Here is a 17055-nt window from a genome sequence, read left to right as displayed (position 1 = left end):
TTCACCGGACACTGCGCCCAGGGCGGGGAGGTGATTGGGCCCATACGCTAGGCACAGGCCTGCCGCGCGTCACCGTTCACTTCGTACGAACTTGTCGCCGGAATCACCCCCTCCCCTGTACGGTGCGTCCAACCCGGACCGCCCCTGACGGGAGGAATCGCCCGTGCTGAGCCCGTCACTCGCGCAGGAGATCGCCGGGGACACCTCCGCGGTCATCGGCTTCAATGTGCTGATCACCGACGCGGAGGGCATGGTCATCGGCAGCGGCGACAGCAGCCGCGTCGGCACCTTCCACGAGGCGTCCGTCGAGGTCGTCCGGACCAAGGAACCCGCCACGCACAACGCGTCTCAGGCCCAGGCGCTGCGCGGGGTCCGGCCCGGCATCACCCTGCCCCTGGTCACGGACGGGCAGGCGGTGGGGACCGTCGGGATCACCGGCACCCCCGCCCAGGTGGGCCGCTTCGGGCTGCTGGTGAAGCGGCAGACGGAGATCCTGATCCGGGAGTCCGTGATGCTGCGCTCCCGGCTGCTCGCCGAGCGGGCGGCCGAGAAACTGCTCACCGACATCGCCTCGTACGACCCGCTGGTCGTGGAGGGCGACCTCCTGATGTACCGGGCCGCCGACCTCGGCTTCGACCTGCGGCTGCGCCGGGTCGCGGTGGTCTTCGAGGTGACCGTGCCCGACCCGGGCGCCCGTCGCGGCGGGCGGGCCCGGGACGTGGCGCTGGTCCGCTCCGAGCTGCTGCGTACGGTCCGCGACGTCTTCGCCGACCCGCAGGACATCGTCGCGGGCACGGCTCCCGGCTGGATCGGCGTCCTGCACCGGCTCCCGGCCCGGGCCCCGGCGGACGCGCCGGCCGCCGACTGCCGCCGGGTCACGGACGTCATCGCCGCCCAGGACGGGCTCACCGCCCGCGCGGGCATCGGCGAACCGGCCACGTCCGTCGGCGGTCTGCACGACTCCTACCAGGACGCCTGCGACGCGTTGCGCCTGGGCGCCCGGGTGGACGGCGGCTCCACCGTCCACCCGATCGGCGATCTGCGGGTCCACCAGCTCCTGGCGGCCGTGAGCCAGTCCGCCCGCACCCGGCTGCTCGACCTGACCGCCGCGCGGTTGCGGGAGCAGCCGGACTGGCCGGCCCTGCGCGACACGATCACCGCCTGGTGCGAGAGCGGTTTCAACCTCGTACGGGCGTCCGCGGCGCTGCACATCCACCGCAACACCGTCGTCTACCGCATGAACAAGATCGAGCAGCTCACCGGCCGCCCGCTGCGCGAGCACCGGACGGCCATGGCGCTGTACCTGGCGTGTCTGGCCGACCGGCTGGGCGGCCCGGACCGCTGACCGTTCGCCTCAGGCCGTACGCCCCGCCACCAGCCACCTGGAGGGCAGTTCGATGCGCGTGCCGTCGGGGCGGTACTCCGTGGTCGTCAGGGGCAGTTCGCCACCAGCCAGGACGGTGAGACCGGCCGAGCCCAGATATTCGGGTACGGCGTCGTCGGAGACCTCGCCGGGTGCGAGGCCGTGCCGGAACACGGGCGCGAGCTTGGGCGGCGGACCGGCCGGGTCGCTCGCCAGGCCCAAGAGCACCGGCTTGGCCGCTTCCGAGAGCTCCACGAGAAAGGCCCGGCCGTGGTCGCCGACCAGCGTGGCGATGCCGTCCGCCAGCGGCTGCCGGTCGTCCGGCTCGCACTGGTGCAGTACGCCGCGCATGTAGACGTTGGTGTCCCCGAGCTCGGCGTGCAGGGCCTGCGCTTCGGTCTTGTCGGCTGCGTCCAGCTGCCGGTACGTCGCCTGGCCCGCCGGGTCGGCCCGTCGGGCGTGGTCGAGGGCCGCGGCCGACAGGTCGACGCCCACGACCCGCGGGAAGCGGTCGGCGAGGAAACGGGTCTGGGTGCCGTTGCCGCAGCCGAGGTCCACCAGCGGCAGCGCGGGATCGGCCAGCCGCGGCTCGAACAGGGCGAGATGCGGCCCGACGGTCACGGCCGGCTCGGCGTCCCACATCACCGCCCCCGGTTCGTCGGACGCCTCACGCCAGAACCCCTCCCAGGCTTCCCGGTACCGGCTCGTCACGCTCATGCCCAACTCCCCAGGGTGTCGACGCGGTGGTGTTCAGCGGCGCGGCAGGGTCAGCTCGAACCAGACCGTCTTGCCGGCCTTGGTCCGGCTGGTGCCCCACTCGCGGGACAGCGTGCTGACGACCCGCAGACCGCGCCCGGCGTCGTCCAGTGGGCCCGTGCCGAGCAGCGTCGGCAGTTCGTGGTCGTCGTCGTCCACCTCGCACAGCAGGGTGTCACCGCGGACCAGGCGCAGTGCGACGGGGCGGGCGCGGGAGTGCCGTACAGCGTTGGTGACGAGTTCGCTGACCAGGAGCTCGGCGGGCGCGGCCAGCTTCGCCAGGCCCCAGTCGTGCAGTTGCTCGCGGACCACCGCGCGGGCCCGGCCGACCTCGGCCGGGTCGAGGGCGAGCCGCCACTCGGCGACGTCGTCCGGCTCGATGCCGTTCAGGCGGGCCATCAGCAGGGCGACGTCGTCCTTGCGCCCGCCCCGTGTGTTGAGGGCGCGGATGATCGTGTCGCAGGCGTCGTCCATGGACGCGGCCGGATGGGCGGCCGATGCGCAGAGGGTCGCGAGACCCACGCCGATGTCCTCGCCGCGCACCTCGACCAGCCCGTCGGTGCACATCACCAGCCGGTCGCCGGGCTCCACGCGCACGCGGACCGCCTCGAAGGGCACGCCGCCGACGCCGATCGGCGCGCCCGTGGGCAGGTCCAGCAGTTCGCTGCGCCCGTCTTCGGCGCGGACCAGGACGGGCGGGATGTGCCCGGCGTTGGCGAGGTGCAGTTCGCTCGCGATCGGGTCGTACACGGCGTACAGGCAGGTCGCGAGATAGGTGTCGCCGAGGCGCTGGGCGAGGTCGTCGAGGTTGCGCAGCAGCTGGGCGGGGGGCAGGTCGAGCGCGGCCATGGTCTGCACGGCCGTGCGCAACTGGCCCATCATGGCGGCCGAGTTCAGTCCGTGGCCCATGACGTCGCCGACGACGAACGCGGTGCGGCCGCCGGGCAGCTTCACCGCGTCGAACCAGTCGCCGCCGACCCGCCCGAGCAGCGTGCCCGGCAGATAGCGGGTGGCGATGTCGCAGCCCGCCATGCGGGGCGGGATGTGCGGCAGCATGCTGTCCTGGAGCGTCTCGGCGACGTTCTCCTGGTACGTGTACATGCGCGCGTTGTCGAGCACGAGGCCCGCGCGGGCGGCGAGTTCGGCGCCGGTGACACGGTCCATGTCGTTGAAGACGGGCCGCTCCGGGTGCCGCAGCAGGATCATGAAGCCGAGCACGACATGGCGGGCCTTCAGGGGCACGACCAGCATGGAGCGGCCCGTGATGAGCGGCCGGATGTCGCGCTTCTCGAACTGCGCGGCGATGGCGTGGCCCATCTCCTCGCTGATGCGCGGCACGAGCACGGGTTCGCCGGTCGTCATGCACTGGAAGAACGGCGTGTGCGCCGGGAACGGCATGGCCTCCCCGACGGGCACGACGTCGTCCCAGCGGCCGGGTTCGTCGGTGTGCTCGACGGCGACCCGGTGCCACATGGTGGTCGTGTCGGGCACGCCCTCGGGGAACCCCTCGCCGGCGACGACCTGTTCCCGCAGGTACGTCCCGGCGACGTCGGTGAAGCGGGGCACGACCGCCCTGCTCACCTCGATGATCGTGCGGGACAGGTCGAGGGAGGTGCCGATGCGGCCGCTGACCTCGTTGAGGAACTCCAGGCGCTCGCGGACGGCGGCGTACTCGAGGTCCTCGCCCTCGTCCCGCAGCTCCTTGGGCACGGGCTCGCCGGCGGCCAGGGCCCGCGCCGCCCGCTCGCGGCGTGCCTTGCGCTCGGCGCGCCGGGCGACGCCCCAGTCGGGGGTGACGGGCACCCGGTCGTTCTGGCTGAACTCCAGGACCGGGTAGCCGAGTTCGAGGACCTGCGCGACGATGCGGGCGCTCTCGCCGACGCTCATGCTGGGCAGGATCTCGGGCAGTCGGCGGGCGAGGTCCTCGGACTCGGGGAAGTGGGTGTGCGGCGCGAAGTCGGGCGCGATCCGCTCGGCCACCCCGTCGGCGTCGCCGGTGCGCAGCCCGTCCGCGTCGGCGGCCAGCACGAGCAGCCGCTCGGGTCCGGGGCCGACCAGGGGGTAGGCCCACCACAGGACGTCGACCCGGTCGCTGCCGGGCGTGGTGAGCCGGGCTCGGCCCGCCGCGGGATAGGACAGCCCGCCGTCGAGGGAGGCTTCGAGGCCGGGGCCGAGCCCGTCACAGGCCTCGTACGGGGTGGTGTCCTGGTCCTCGGAGAGTGCGCCGGAGACCGGGAGCAGGTCGAGGGCCGCGCGGCCGATCGCCTCGTCCTTGGGGACGCCGAACAGGCGCCGTGCGCCCCGGCTCCAGTGGGACACGAGGCCTTCGCGGTCGACGACGACCACGGCCAGGGGGACACGGCCGGGTTCGGTGGCTTGTGTCACCGAGCCGTGCCTGGCTCCGGGGCCGGCTGGTGTGTCCCTCTCGGTGCCACGGTCCATGGCCCAGGCCCTCTCTCCCCACGGATCCGCAAGATCTGTGCCAGCGTCACCACCGTACGGCGACCGCCGGTTGCCATGTGCGGCAATGCGGGAATTCCTCGCGCGGGGTACGCACCGGCGTACGACCCCGCGCGCCGGTGTGGGTTCAGTCCTCGTGCCCCAGCTGGAGGTCCCGCTCGGTGCGGCCGCCGCCGGCCACCTGGAGCACGGTGGCGACGGGCGGGTAACCGGCGGCGATGACGGTGTACTCGCCGGAGGACAGGTCGACGAACCGGAACGTGCCGTCGGGGCCGGTGGTGAGCGTGTCGACGACGTTGCCGGCCACGTCCAGCAGGGTCACGCGCGCGTCCTCGACGGGCCGGCCGCCGCCCGCCCGTACGGTGCCGCGCAGGACGGCGCCGCCGGCCAGTTCGATGTCCCGGCGGGTCTCGCGGGCGGCCTGGACGGTGACGGGGAGCGCGGCCGGGCGGAAGGCGGGGGCGCTGGCGGCGAGGGTGTACTCGCCGGCCACGAGGTCGGTGATGGCGTAGCCGCCCTCGCGGCCGCTGCGGGTGGTGGCCACGACCTCGCCGTGCACATTGGTGAGGGTGACGCCGGCGTCCCGTACGGGTGTGCCGTCGGCGGTGACCACGCTGCCGACGAGGTTCCCCGCGCCGCCCAGGACGATGTCCAGTTCGACGGGGCGTTCGCCGACGGTCACGGAGACCGCCTGCGGCTGGTGACCGCCCGCGGCGGCGATCAGCACGTACGCGCCGGGGCCCGGGGTGGCCAGCGCGTAGCGCCCGTCCTCGCCGCTGGCGCCGCGCCCGGTCTGCTGTCCGGTGACGTCGATGAGCGTGAGCGCCGCGCGCGGTACGACGGTCCCGTCGTGGTGCTGCACCGAGCCGCAGACGGGGATCCCGGCGGTGTGGGGAGCGCGCGCCTGTGGGATCGGGGTGCTCCTCGGCGCCGTGTCCGGGTCGGTGACGGAAACGTTGTGGGACACCAGGGGTTTCTCCTTGAGGAAGAGGGCGATGACCAGTCCGAGGACGAGCACCGGCACCAGGTAGAGGAAGATCCGCGGCATGGCGTCGGCGTACGCCCCGATGTAGCCGTCGCGCAGCGCCGGGGGCAGGTCGTGCACGAGCTGCGGGGTGATGGACTCGGGGTCCGGGAGCCGGTCGTCCGCGCGCGTGGGCAGGTTGCGGGCCAAGGCGTCGGCGAGTCGGTCGGCCAAGAGGGTGCCGAAGACGGCGGCGCCGACGCTGCCGCCGATCTGCCGGAAGTAGTTGCTGGCGCTTGTGGCGGTGCCGAGGTCGGCGGGGCGCACCGAGTTCTGCACGGCGAGGATCAGCACGGGCATCACCATGCCGATGCCGGCGCCGAGGACGGCCATCCAGATGCTGTAGTGCAGCCGGGGCGTGTCGGCGTCGAGGCGGGACAGCAGCCACATGCCGGCGATGGAGAGGGCGCCGCCGAGGATCGGGTAGGCCTTGTAGCGGCCGGTGTGACTGATGAGCTGTCCGGCGATGATCGAGGCGCCGACGATGCCGGCCATCATGGGCAGCATGAGCAGGCCCGACTCGGTGGCGGAGGCCCCGTCGACCATCTGGAGGTAGGTCGGCAGATAGCCGGCGGCGCCGAACAGCCCGGCTCCGATCACCAGGCCGATCAGACCGGTGACGTTGAAGACGGAGTCCCTGAACAGCCGCAGCGGAATGAGGGGTTCGGCGGCGAAGTGCTCGGCGACGAGGAAGAGGACGGTCGCCACCGCCGCTCCGGCGCCGAGGCCGAGGATCACGCGCGAGTCCCAGGCGTACGTGGTGCCGCCCCAACTGGTCAGCAGGACCAGGCAGGTGGAGGCGGCGGTCAGCAGCAGCGCGCCGAGGATGTCCAGTCGTGCCTTGCCGGCCGGTTTCGGGAGCTTCAGCGCGACGGCGACGACGGCCAGCGTGACCAGACCGAAGGGCACGTTGACGTAGAAGCACCAGCGCCAGGAGAGGTAGTCGGTGAAGTAGCCGCCGAGCAGGGGCCCGGCCACGGAGGCGAGTCCGAAGGCGGCACCGATCAGGCCCATGTAGCGGCCGCGCCGCCGGGCGGGCACGATGTCCGCGATGATCGCCTGGACACCGATCATGAGGCCGCCCGCGCCGACGCCCTGGAGGGCGCGGAAGGCGATCAGCTGGTCCATGGTCTGCGCCCGGCCCGCGAGCGCGGAGCCGGCGACGAAGACGACGATCGCGAACTGGAAGACGCCCTTGCGGCCGAGCAGGTCGCCCAGCTTGCCGTAGATCGGCAGTCCGACGGTCGCGGTGAGCAGGTAGGCGGTGATCGCCCAGGACATCCGGTCCAGGCCGTGCAGCTCACCGACGATCTTCGGGAGCGCGGTGGCGACGATCATCTGCTCCAGGGCGGCGAGGAGCAGGGCCGGCATGAGTGCGACGAAGACCAACTGCACCCTGCGCGGGCTCAGTTCGGCTGTCGGGGCATGTGGTGGGGCGGGAGGTTCGGGAGGTGCCACCGCCGGTTCGTCCTGCGCCAGAGTGATCCCGCCCACCTACCGCTCCCCTCGTCGCGCCGCCGCACAATTCCCGCGTAAAAGCGACAACTACGAGCAAGCGCGACGAGTTACGGCACAAGCAGGAGCCGAACGGAGATCACCCGAACCGGTGAGGGGCACAACGGCCCCTGGAATTTCCCGGTTTGAGGGAGGCTACTTCTCGACCTCGGCGGCGAGCCGGGCGAGCAGCGCGTCGTAGATCCGGCCGAGGCCCTTGGGCGCGAAGGTCTTCTCGAAGAAGCCGCCGATGCCGCCGGCGCCGGTCCAGGTGGTGGTCACGACGACCCGGGACTTGCCGTCGCCGGCCGGGGTGACCCGCCAGGTGGTGACCATGGAGGAGTTGCGGTCCTTCTCGACCAGCTCGCCGTCGGTGGGCTCGCTGACCTCCAGGAGGCAGTCGCGCACGCGCTTGCTGGTGGCCTGGAGCTTCCAGTGGACGAGCGTGCCCTCGCCGTCACCGCCCTCCCGGACCTCGTACTCGCTGAACTGCTCGGGCAGCAGCTTCGCGCGCGTGCCGCTGTAGTCGGCGAGGGCGTCGAACACCGTCTCCGCGTCCGCCGCGACGATCCGCTCCGTAGTGGCCTCGACCTGCGCCATCGGGTTCCTCCAGGACATGGGTTCTCGGGGGGTCGGGGCAAGCCAACCACCCCGCCGCCCGGCCCCCCAAATCGGGGTCGCCCAACCCGGTCGAACACGTTCGGAAAACACCCTCGCACGATCAAAGGAACATGTGTTCTATTCTGTGGGCAGTGCTACCGAGGAGGCGTCATGCGCTGGGACAACCTCACAGAGGACTCCGAACACAGCCGGGCCGACACCGCGCTGTTCGGCGCGGACGCCGTGACCACCCGTACCTTCGACACGCCGGAGTTCCGCGGGATCACCTTCCACGAAGTCCGGGCCCGCTCGATCATCAACCGGGTGCCGGCGGTCTCCCGGATGTCGTTCCAGTGGACGGTCAATCCCTATCGCGGCTGCTCACACGCGTGTGTGTACTGCTTCGCGCGCAAGACGCACAGCTATCTCGACCTCGACACGGGCCTCGGCTTCGACTCCCAGATCGTGGTCAAGATCAACGCGCCGGAGCTGCTGCGCCGGCAGCTCGGCTCGCGCCGCTGGCAGGGCGAGCACATCGCGATGGGCACGAACGTGGACTGCTACCAGCGCGCCGAGGGCCGCTACCGCCTGATGCCGGGCATCATCTCGGCCCTGCGCGACCACGCGAACCCCTTCTCGATCCTGACCAAGGGCACGCTCATCCTGCGCGACCTGGACCTGATCAAACAGGCGGCGGAGGTGACCGACGTCGGCATCTCCGTCTCGGTCGGCTTCACCGAACAGGAGCTGTGGCGCACCGTCGAACCGGGCACACCCGCGCCCGAGCGGCGCCTGGAGGTCGTACGGACCTTCGGCGAGCACGGCATCGGCTGCGGTGTGCTGATGGCACCGGTGATCCCGTTCCTGAGCGACCACCCGGCCCGACTGCGGGCCACCGTGCGGGCGATCGCGGCCTCCGGCGCCACGTCCGTCACCCCGCTGGTGCTGCATCTGCGGCCCGGCGCCCGCGAGTGGTTCATGGCCTGGCTGGGGCAGCACCATCCGTACCTGGTGGCGCGTTACGAGCGGCTGTACGCGGAGGGTTCCTACGCCCCGAAGTGGTACCAGCGCCGGATCACCCGTCAGGTGCACGAACTGGCCGAGGAGTACGGCATCGGGCCCACGCGCGCGGACACGCCGCGCCGGATCCGGCCCCCTGAGCCGGTCGAGGAGCCCCCGGTGTCCGGGCCGACTCAACTCTCGCTCCTTTAGGAGCGTTCGAGCGCATCCAAAGATCCATCCGGGTCATGACAGTGACCGAATGAGTTCTTCCAAGACCTCCTTCCGGGACGATGCGGCGAGGACGGTGACCCTCGCGGTCCTCCATCCCGCCGTCCTGGGAGGACTCCATGAGAAAACGCGCAGCCGCGCTGTGCGGCGCCGCCGTCGTCGTGGCCGGTACCTTCACGGCCGTTCCCGCCGAGGCGAGCGCACCGCGCACCGCGGAGCCCGTGCACGCCGCGAAACCCAGATGGAAGAACTGCGCCACCGAGAAGTACCCGACGCTCCAGTGCGCCTCCCTGAAGGTGCCGCTGGACCACCGCAGGCCACGCGGACAGCGGATCACCCTCGCCCTGTCCCGCGTCCCGCACACCGCCAAGACGTACCAGGGCCCGCTCCTGGTCAACCCCGGCGGCCCCGGCGGCAGCGGCCTGACGCTCGCCGGGTTCGTCGCGTCCTCGCTGCCCGAGAAGGTCGCGGCGCAGTACGACGTCATCGGCTTCGACCCGCGCGGCGTGGGCGCGAGCGGGCCCGCGCTGGACTGCCGACCCGGCCACTTCGACCCGGTGCGCCCGGACTCCCTGCCGACCACACCCGCCATCGAGAAGGCGAACCTGGCCCGCGCCAAGTCCTTCGCCGCCGCCTGCGCCAAGAAGTACGGCGATCTGCTGCCGTACCTCAACACGACCGGCGCGGTGCGCGACATGGACGCGATCCGGCAGGCCCTGGGCGCGAAGAGGATCAACTACCTCGGCTACTCGTACGGCACCTACCTGGGCGCGGTCTACGCCAAGTTCTTCCCGGAGCGCGTCCGGCGACTGGTCCTGGACTCGGTCGTCGACCCCACGGAGGTCTGGTACGACGCCAACCTCAACCAGGACATGGCCTTCAACGACCGCCACCGCGCGTTCATGGCCTGGGTCGCCAGGCATGACTCGACATACCGGCTCGGCACCGATCCGGAGCGGATCGAGACCAAGTGGTACGCGATGCGGACGGCCCTCGCGAAAAAGCCGGCGGGCGGCACGGTGGGGGCCGCGGAGCTGGAGGACACCTTCGTCCCGGGCGGCTACTACAACGGCTACTGGCCCCGTCTGGCCGCGGCGTTCGCGGCGTACGTGAACGACAGGAAGCCCGAGCCGCTGGTCGAGGCGTACGAGGACCTCGGTGCGGTCGACGCCTCCGGCGACAACGGCTACAGCGTCTACGCCTCGGTGCAGTGCCGGGACGCCGACTGGCCGCGCGACTGGCGCCAGTGGCGCGAGGACAACTGGGCGGTGTACGAGAAGGCGCCGTTCATGGCCTGGAACAACGCCTGGTACAACGCACCGTGCGCCTTCTGGCCGGCACACTCGCTGAAGCCGGTGAACATCGCCAACGGCAAGCTGCCGCCCGCCCTGCTGTTCCAGGCGACCGGCGACGCGGCCACCCCGTTCGAGGGCGCTGTCACCGTCCACCATCTGCTGGCGCGCTCCAGCCTGGTGGTCGAGGAAGGCGGCGGCAACCACGGCATCACGCTCAGCGGGAACGCCTGCCTGGACAAGCACCTGGCGGCGTATCTGTCCGACGGCACCGTGCCGCGCGGGTACGGCGAGGCGGACGCGGTGTGCGCGGCCCTGCCCGACCCGAAGCCGGCGGCGGCGAAGGCGGCCTCGGCATCATCGAAGGGCTCGACGCTGCACGGCCTGCTCGGCTTCCGCGGCTGAGCAGTTGAGGGTCGGTCCGTCGGGGGCGGGCGTTGTCAGTCCCATGGTCCACCATGGACCCATGAGTGAGCTGACGAGAATCCCCGCCCCCGACGGAGTCGCCGCCGCGGCCCAGTACAGCCACGTCGTCATGGGCACGGGCCGTTTCGTGGCGATCGCCGGTCAGCTCGCGCTCGACGAGCAGGGCAAGCTGGTCGGCGAGGGCGACCCGGCGGCGCAGGCCCGCCAGGTCTTCGACAACCTCCGGCGCTGTCTGGCCGCCGCCGGGGCGGCCTTCGACGACGTCGTCAAACTCACCTACTTCGTCACGGACATGGCCCATATGCCCGCCATCCGGGCCGCCCGGGCCGAGCACATACCCGACGACCGGCTGCCGGCCGCGTCGGCGGTGCGGGTCGCCGGGCTGGTCGGCCCGGAGTTCCTGATGGAGGTCGAGGCGTTCGCGGTGGTGGCGGAATGAGCCGCCTCCGGATAAGGGAGATGACGCTCGCCGACTGCGACCGCGTCGCTCGGATCCGTACCCGCGGATGGCAGAGCGCCTACCAGGGCATGATGCCGCAGTCGTACCTGGACGGGCTCAGCGTCGCGGAGGACGCCGAGCGGCGCCGCTCGTACCTCGCGCAGGGCGACGGCAGTGTGGTGAACCTGGTCGCCGAGGACACCGGCGGCGAGGTCGTGGGCTGGGCCTGCCACGGGCCGTACCGGGACGGCGAAGTCGTGACCGGGGACGCCGAGTTGTACGCCATCTACGTCCATCCGGAGCACCTGGGACAGGGCACGGGTCAGGCCCTGCTCGCGGAGTCGGTCGCGCGCTGCGCCGCCGCGGGCCACGACCGTCTCCTGCTGTGGGTGCTCAAGGAGAACGAACGGGCCCGCCGCTTCTACGAACGGGCCGGTTTCCGGGCAGACGGCGCCGAGGAGCCCTTCGAGGTGGACGGGGTCGCGGTGCCCGAGGTGCGGTACGCCAAGGCACTCCCCCGCTGATCTCACCTCTGCTCGGGAATCCGCCCCAGTGCCCGCACCGCCGCCTCCGCCAACGCCGGATGCGCCAGGGCCTCGTTCAGTACGGGTCTGGCCCGGGCGTCGCCCAGCGTGCCGAGCCCGTCCACGCAGGCGAGGGCCACGCGGCGGTACGGGTCGTGCGGGCGCAGCCGTCGCTGGAGGGTGGTGATCAGGGCGGGCACGGCCTCCGGGGCGCGCAGTTCGACCAGGAGCCGGACCGGGTGCAGGGCGTAGGCGACACGGAGTTCGTTGGTGGCGAGGGCGGCGGCCGCGCGGGCGGTGCGCGGGTCGCCGAGGCGGGCGAGGGCGTAGGCGGCGGAGGCGCAGCGCGGCGGGTCACGGTGGTTGAGCAGCAGCACGAGGGACTCGAAGGCCCGCCGGTCCCCGGCGAGTCCCAGTCGGAAGGCGGCCAGCTCCCTCGCCCACAACGGCTGCCCGGGTTCGGTCAGCACCGCGGCCAGGGCGTCGAGGTCGTCGGTCGCCACGAGCCGCTCGAAGGCGGGCGACGCCCCCGACTCCTGCCGTAAGCGCTCCGTGAGTGATCGCAACTCTTCGTCCATGACTGAGAGATTAGAGGCGTCGTGAGCTGCTCGGGACGTACATCACAAACACGAGGGCTGGCGTGCTCGTTACCCACGAGTTAAGCTCAGACGAGCGAGTTACCCACTCGTATCTCCTCGCGGCGGTCTGGTGACGCGGCCGTCGTGAGAGCAGTCGGTTCGGTACAGATACCGCAGTACGGCTCGGCCCCGGGACAGGGCCGGTCGGAACCGCCGTTCACCGGGCGTGTGCACGCCCGGCCCGACGGCACCGGGCGTGTGCGCTCGCAGCCCGGCCAACACCCGCATTCCTCACGCACCCGGTGCGCCCGGGGTCCGGCTCTTCGCCGGCCCGTCTTCGGCGCACCCGGGCGCGTTCCCCGTCGTCACCCTCATTCCTGGAGTCCCGCGATGGCCACTCCCCTTTCCGACCCGTCCCTGTCCCCGCTGCGCACCATCGCAGTCGTCGGCCTCGGCACGATGGGCACCGGCATCGCCGAGGTCCTCGCCAAGGCCGGCCGCGAGGTCGTCGGCATCGACATCAGCGAGGCCCAGGCGGCGAAGTGCGTCGCCGCCCTGGAGTCCTCCACCGCCCGTGGCGTCGAGCGCGGGCGGCTGACCGAGCAGGACCGCGCGGAGATCCTGGACCGCGTCCGTACCTCCGCCGACCTGCGGGCCGCGGCCGACGCCGACCTGGTCATCGAGGTGGTTCCGGAGTCGTACGAGATCAAGCAGCAGGTCTTCCGGGAACTGGACGGGATCGTGCGGCCCGAGACGATCCTGGCGACCGGCACCAACGCCCTGTCCGTCACCCGGCTCGCCGCCGACTCGGCCCGTCCGGAGCGGGTGCTCGGCCTGCACTTCTTCAACCCGGCCCCGGCGATGCGGCTGGTCGAGGTCGTCTCCTCGGTGCTGACCGCGCCGGCGGCCGTCACGGCGGTCACCGATCTCGCCCTCGACCTGGGCAAGGAGCCCGTCGCGGTCGGCGACCGCCCCGGGTTCGTCGCCGACGGCCTGCTGTTCGGCTACCTCAACCAGGCCGCCGCGATGTACGAGGCGAAGTACGCCTCCCGTGAGGACATCGACGCCGCGATGCGGCTGGGCTGCGGCCTGCCGATGGGCCCGCTGGCACTGCTCGACCTGATCGGGGTCGACACCGCGCGCACGGTCCTGGAGGCGATGTACGCCGCGTCCCGCGACCGGCTGCACGCACCGGCGCCGATCCTCAAGCAGCTGAGCGAGGCGGGCCTGACCGGCCGCAAGGCGGGCCGCGGGTTCTACACGTACGAGGCGCCTGGCAGCGGCACCGTCGTGCGGGACGCGCTGACCCCGCTGGAGGGCGGCAACCTGGTTCCGGGCCGGGAGGTCCGTTCGGTCGGTGTCGCGGGTTCGGGCACCATGGCCTCCGGTATCGCCGAGGTCTTCGCCAAGGCCGGGTACGAGGTGGTCCTCGCGGCCCGCAGCGAGGAGAAGGCCCAGGCGGCGAAGGCCCGGATCGGCAAGTCCCTGTCCCGCTCGGTCGACAAGGGCCGGATGACCGCCGAGGCCGCCGCGCAGACCCTGGACCGCATCACGCCGACGGGCACATACGACGACTTCGCCGCCGTCGACCTGGCCGTGGAGGCCGTCGCCGAGGACCTGGAGGTCAAGCGGCAGCTGTTCGCCGCGCTGGACAAGGTCTGCAAGCCGGGCGCGGTCCTGGCCACCACCACCTCGTCCCTGCCGGTCGTCGCCTGCGCCCGGGCCACGTCACGCCCGCAGGACGTGATCGGCATGCACTTCTTCAACCCGGCGCCGGCCATGAAGCTGGTCGAGGTCGTCCGTACGGTGCTGACCGCCGACGACGTCCACGCGACGATCCGTGAGGTCTGCGGCCGGATCAGGAAGCACCCGGTCGACTGCGGGGACCGTGCGGGCTTCATCGTGAACGCGCTGCTGTTCCCGTACCTCAACAACGCGATCAAGATGGTGCAGGAGCACTACGCCTCGCTCGACGACATCGACGCGGCGATGAAGCTGGGCGGCGGCTACCCGATGGGCCCGTTCGAACTGCTGGACGTCGTCGGGCTCGATGTCTCGCTCGCCATCGAGAAGGTCCTGCACCGCGAGTTCCGCGACCCGGGGCTCGCCCCGGCACCGCTCCTGGAGCACCTGGTGGCCGCGGGCTGCCTCGGCCGCAAGACGGGCCGTGGCTTCCGCGAATATGCCAAGCGCTGAGGGTCCCGGTGACTGGTTCCGGTCCGGCGCCAAGTGGGGCGGCCTGCTCGGCCCGGACCGGTTCCGCCCGTCCTCGGACGGCGGCGGAGAACCAGGTCATGCGCAGCGAGCTGCGCACATGCAGTACGTTCGGGGCATGTCCCAGCCCGCCAAGTCCTCACGTACACCAGCTACGACCGACGCGCCGGAAAGTGCCGCAGGCTCTCGCGCCGCCGCCCAGCGGCTCAAGATGCGCCGGGAACTGGCGGCAGCCGCGATGGAGCTGTTCGCGACCAAGGGGTACGAGGCGACCACTGTCGACGAGATCGCGGCCCAGGCCGGGGTCGCCCGGCGCACGTTCTTCCGCCACTTCCGCTCCAAGGAAGAGGCGATCTTCCCCGACCACGACGACACCCTGATCCGTGCCGAGGCGGTGCTCAACGCCGCGCCCGCGCACGAGCATCCGCTCGACACGGTGTGCCGCGGCATCAAGGAAGTCATGAAGATGTACGCGGCCCGGCCGGAGATCTCGGTGGCCCGCTACAAGCTGACGCGCGAGGTGCCCACGCTGCGCGAGGCGGAGATCGCGTCGGTGGCCCGCTACGAGCGCCTGTTCACCCGCTATCTCCTCGGTCACTTCGACGAGCGCGCGCACGCCGACGACGCCAACGACGACCCGCTGCTGGCGGAGGTCGCCGCGTCCGCCGTGGTCACCGCCCACAACCACGTCCTGCGGCGCTGGCTGCGGGCGGGCGGACAGGGGGACGTGGAGGCGCAGCTGGACCACGCCTTCGCGATCGTGCGCAGGACGTTCGGCACGGGCATCGGGGCCGGGCGCTCCACGGACTCGCAGCCGGCCGCGGCGACGGCCTCGGCGCAGGGCGAGGTGCTGGTGACCGTCGCCCGCACCGACGCCCCGCTGGACGAGGTCATGCGGACGATCGAGCAGGCACTCAAGGAACGCTGAGCGCCCTTCGCCCGTGTGATGACGGCCACCCTTCGGGGTGGCCGTTTTGGCATGTCAGGGGCCGTTTTGCAGACCCTCGACAGCCCCGTTCGATCGATCATCGCTCATTTGTTACGTAAAGATTTCATCTGAGAGCAAGTTCTGGCACTCAGTGCCTTGCGAGGTGACACGCGGTGTCATACGTTGAAGAGGTCCGGGCGATGTCCCAGCAAGCCCAGCGCCTGCCCGTCCGGACGCCTGCGTCACAGGCAACCTCCCGCGCCACCAGCGCTGCCGAACAGCACCACCGCCGAACCGACGGCACACCCTCGACCCTCAGCAGCACCGACGTAACCGTCAGCGCCCCTCCCTCAGGGCGCTCACCGCCGGAGGCAACACCGTGACCGTGAAGGACATCCTGGCCGCGATCCAGTCGCCCGACTCCACGTCGGAGGACTTCGCCGCCCTCCCGCTCCCCGAGTCGTACCGCGCGATCACCGTGCACAAGGACGAGACGGAGATGTTCGCCGGGCTCGCCACGCGCGACAAGGACCCCCGCAAGTCGATCCACCTGGACGAGGTGCCGCTGCCCGAGCTCGGCCCGGGCGAGGCCCTCGTGGCCGTCATGGCCTCGTCGGTCAACTACAACTCGGTGTGGACGTCGATCTTCGAGCCCCTGTCGACCTTCGGCTTCCTGGAGCGCTACGGCCGGCTCAGCGAGCTGACCAAGCGCCACGACCTGCCGTACCACATCATCGGCTCCGACCTCGCGGGCGTCGTCCTGCGCACCGGCCCGGGCGTCAACGCCTGGCGGCCCGGCGACGAGGTCGTCGCGCACTGCCTGTCCGTCGAGCTGGAGTCCAGCGACGGCCACAACGACACGATGCTCGACCCCGAGCAGCGCATCTGGGGCTTCGAGACCAACTTCGGCGGCCTCGCCGAGATCGCGCTGGTCAAGTCCAACCAGCTGATGCCCAAGCCGGACCACCTGAGCTGGGAGGAGGCCGCCGCCCCAGGGCTGGTCAACTCCACCGCCTACCGGCAGCTGGTCTCCCGCAACGGCGCCGGCATGAAGCAGGGCGACAACGTGCTCATCTGGGGCGCGAGCGGCGGGCTCGGCTCGTACGCCACCCAGTTCGCGCTGGCCGGCGGCGCCAACCCGATCTGTGTCGTGTCCTCGCCGCAGAAGGCGGAGATCTGCCGCTCGATGGGCGCCGAGGCGATCATCGACCGCACCGCCGAGGGCTACAAGTTCTGGAAGGACGAGCACACCCAGGACCCGAAGGAGTGGAAGCGCTTCGGCAAGCGCATCCGCGAGCTCACCGGCGGGGAGGACATCGACATCGTCTTCGAGCACCCCGGCCGTGAGACCTTCGGCGCGAGCGTCTTCGTCACCCGCAAGGGCGGCACCATCACCACCTGCGCCTCGACCTCGGGCTACATGCACGAGTACGACAACCGCTACCTGTGGATGTCGCTGAAGCGGATCATCGGCTCGCACTTCGCCAACTACCGCGAGGCGTGGGAGGCCAACCGGCTCATCGCGAAGGGCAAGATCCACCCCACCCTGTCCAAGGTGTACTCCCTGGAGGACACCGGCCAGGCCGCCTACGACGTGCACCGCAACCTCCACCAGGGCAAGGTCGGCGTGCTCTGCATGGCCCCCGAGGAGGGCCTGGGCGTGCGCGACCAGGAGAAGCGCGCCAAGCACATCGACGCCATCAACCGCTTCCGGAACATCTGAGGGC

The 17055-nt window shown here is 71.6% G+C and carries 13 protein-coding genes; 8 read left to right on the top strand and 5 right to left on the bottom strand.

The genetic code is table 11. The annotated features are described in order from the left end of the window. Positions 1–163 precede the first annotated feature (163 nt). Entirely contained in the window at positions 164–1345 is a 1182-nt protein-coding gene (locus PV963_RS37255) for a CdaR family transcriptional regulator (RefSeq protein ID WP_274820865.1), read from the top strand. 9 nt (positions 1346–1354) lie between these two features. Here PV963_RS37255 and PV963_RS37250 read toward each other — a convergent pair whose 3' ends face one another. The 4 genes from PV963_RS37250 to PV963_RS37235 form a co-directional block, all read right to left on the bottom strand. Then, on the bottom strand, positions 1355–2080 hold the full coding sequence (locus tag PV963_RS37250; RefSeq protein WP_274820864.1) for a class I SAM-dependent methyltransferase: 726 nt from the start codon (positions 2078–2080) through the stop codon (positions 1355–1357). Between the two features lie 33 nt (positions 2081–2113). Continuing rightward, positions 2114–4561, bottom strand: a complete 2448-nt coding sequence (locus PV963_RS37245; protein WP_274820863.1) for an ATP-binding SpoIIE family protein phosphatase — start codon at positions 4559–4561, stop codon at positions 2114–2116. Positions 4562–4706: 145 nt separating this feature from the next. Next, positions 4707–7097, bottom strand: a complete 2391-nt coding sequence (locus PV963_RS37240; protein WP_274820862.1) for an MFS transporter — start codon at positions 7095–7097, stop codon at positions 4707–4709. A gap of 156 nt (positions 7098–7253) precedes the next feature. Further along, complete coding sequence (locus PV963_RS37235; protein ID WP_020276619.1) at positions 7254–7697, bottom strand: SRPBCC family protein; 444 nt, start codon at positions 7695–7697, stop codon at positions 7254–7256. A 171-nt stretch (positions 7698–7868) separates the two neighbouring features. Between PV963_RS37235 and PV963_RS37230 the strand changes: the two genes are divergently transcribed. The 4 genes from PV963_RS37230 to PV963_RS37215 all read left to right on the top strand — a co-directional run bounded on the left by PV963_RS37230 (position 7869) and on the right by PV963_RS37215 (position 11608). Further along, positions 7869–8909, top strand: coding sequence for an Rv2578c family radical SAM protein (locus tag PV963_RS37230; RefSeq protein ID WP_274820861.1), 1041 nt, complete (start codon positions 7869–7871; stop codon positions 8907–8909). 137 nt (positions 8910–9046) lie between these two features. Further along, positions 9047–10624, top strand: coding sequence for an alpha/beta hydrolase (locus PV963_RS37225; RefSeq protein WP_274820860.1), 1578 nt, complete (start codon positions 9047–9049; stop codon positions 10622–10624). A 61-nt stretch (positions 10625–10685) separates the two neighbouring features. Beyond that, a complete protein-coding gene (locus PV963_RS37220) occupies positions 10686–11084 on the top strand; it encodes a RidA family protein (protein ID WP_274820859.1) in 399 nt (132 codons plus the stop codon). Continuing rightward, complete coding sequence (locus PV963_RS37215; protein WP_274820858.1) at positions 11081–11608, top strand: GNAT family N-acetyltransferase; 528 nt, start codon at positions 11081–11083, stop codon at positions 11606–11608. The genes PV963_RS37220 and PV963_RS37215 overlap by 4 nt, the downstream gene beginning before the upstream one ends. A gap of 2 nt (positions 11609–11610) precedes the next feature. Here PV963_RS37215 and PV963_RS37210 read toward each other — a convergent pair whose 3' ends face one another. Then, a complete protein-coding gene (locus PV963_RS37210; protein ID WP_274820857.1) occupies positions 11611–12186 on the bottom strand; it encodes an adenylosuccinate lyase in 576 nt (191 codons plus the stop codon). A 390-nt stretch (positions 12187–12576) separates the two neighbouring features. Between PV963_RS37210 and PV963_RS37205 the strand changes: the two genes are divergently transcribed. The 3 genes from PV963_RS37205 (at position 12577) to ccrA (ending at position 17051) form a co-directional block, all read left to right on the top strand. Next, entirely contained in the window at positions 12577–14382 is a 1806-nt protein-coding gene (locus tag PV963_RS37205; RefSeq protein ID WP_274820856.1) for a 3-hydroxyacyl-CoA dehydrogenase family protein, read from the top strand. 136 nt (positions 14383–14518) lie between these two features. Further along, a complete protein-coding gene (locus PV963_RS37200) occupies positions 14519–15328 on the top strand; it encodes a TetR family transcriptional regulator (RefSeq protein WP_274820855.1) in 810 nt (269 codons plus the stop codon). 379 nt (positions 15329–15707) lie between these two features. Continuing rightward, positions 15708–17051 (top strand): crotonyl-CoA carboxylase/reductase, encoded by a 1344-nt coding sequence (gene ccrA, locus PV963_RS37195; RefSeq protein ID WP_274820854.1) that lies wholly within the window; start codon positions 15708–15710, stop codon positions 17049–17051. The last annotated feature ends 4 nt before the right edge of the window (positions 17052–17055 follow it).

Source organism: Streptomyces coeruleorubidus (genome assembly GCF_028885415.1).
In the GTDB taxonomy this organism is placed as follows: domain Bacteria; phylum Actinomycetota; class Actinomycetes; order Streptomycetales; family Streptomycetaceae; genus Streptomyces; species Streptomyces coeruleorubidus_A.
Note: the sequence above shows the minus strand (reverse complement) of the source record. Positions and strands in the feature narration are given on the sequence as shown.

Excerpts from the sequence above, each read along its gene's own strand:
- PV963_RS37250 (WP_274820864.1), bottom strand. The coding sequence starts at position 2,080 with ATGAGCGTGACGAGCCGGTACCGGGAAGCCTGGGAGGGGTTCTGGCGT.
- PV963_RS37245 (WP_274820863.1), bottom strand. The coding sequence starts at position 4,561 with ATGGACCGTGGCACCGAGAGGGACACACCAGCCGGCCCCGGAGCCAGG.
- PV963_RS37235 (WP_020276619.1), bottom strand. The coding sequence starts at position 7,697 with ATGGCGCAGGTCGAGGCCACTACGGAGCGGATCGTCGCGGCGGACGCG.
- PV963_RS37230 (WP_274820861.1), top strand. The coding sequence starts at position 7,869 with ATGCGCTGGGACAACCTCACAGAGGACTCCGAACACAGCCGGGCCGAC.
- PV963_RS37225 (WP_274820860.1), top strand. The coding sequence starts at position 9,047 with ATGAGAAAACGCGCAGCCGCGCTGTGCGGCGCCGCCGTCGTCGTGGCC.
- PV963_RS37220 (WP_274820859.1), top strand. The coding sequence starts at position 10,686 with ATGAGTGAGCTGACGAGAATCCCCGCCCCCGACGGAGTCGCCGCCGCG.
- PV963_RS37215 (WP_274820858.1), top strand. The coding sequence starts at position 11,081 with ATGAGCCGCCTCCGGATAAGGGAGATGACGCTCGCCGACTGCGACCGC.
- PV963_RS37210 (WP_274820857.1), bottom strand. The coding sequence starts at position 12,186 with ATGGACGAAGAGTTGCGATCACTCACGGAGCGCTTACGGCAGGAGTCG.
- PV963_RS37205 (WP_274820856.1), top strand. The coding sequence starts at position 12,577 with ATGGCCACTCCCCTTTCCGACCCGTCCCTGTCCCCGCTGCGCACCATC.
- PV963_RS37200 (WP_274820855.1), top strand. The coding sequence starts at position 14,519 with ATGTCCCAGCCCGCCAAGTCCTCACGTACACCAGCTACGACCGACGCG.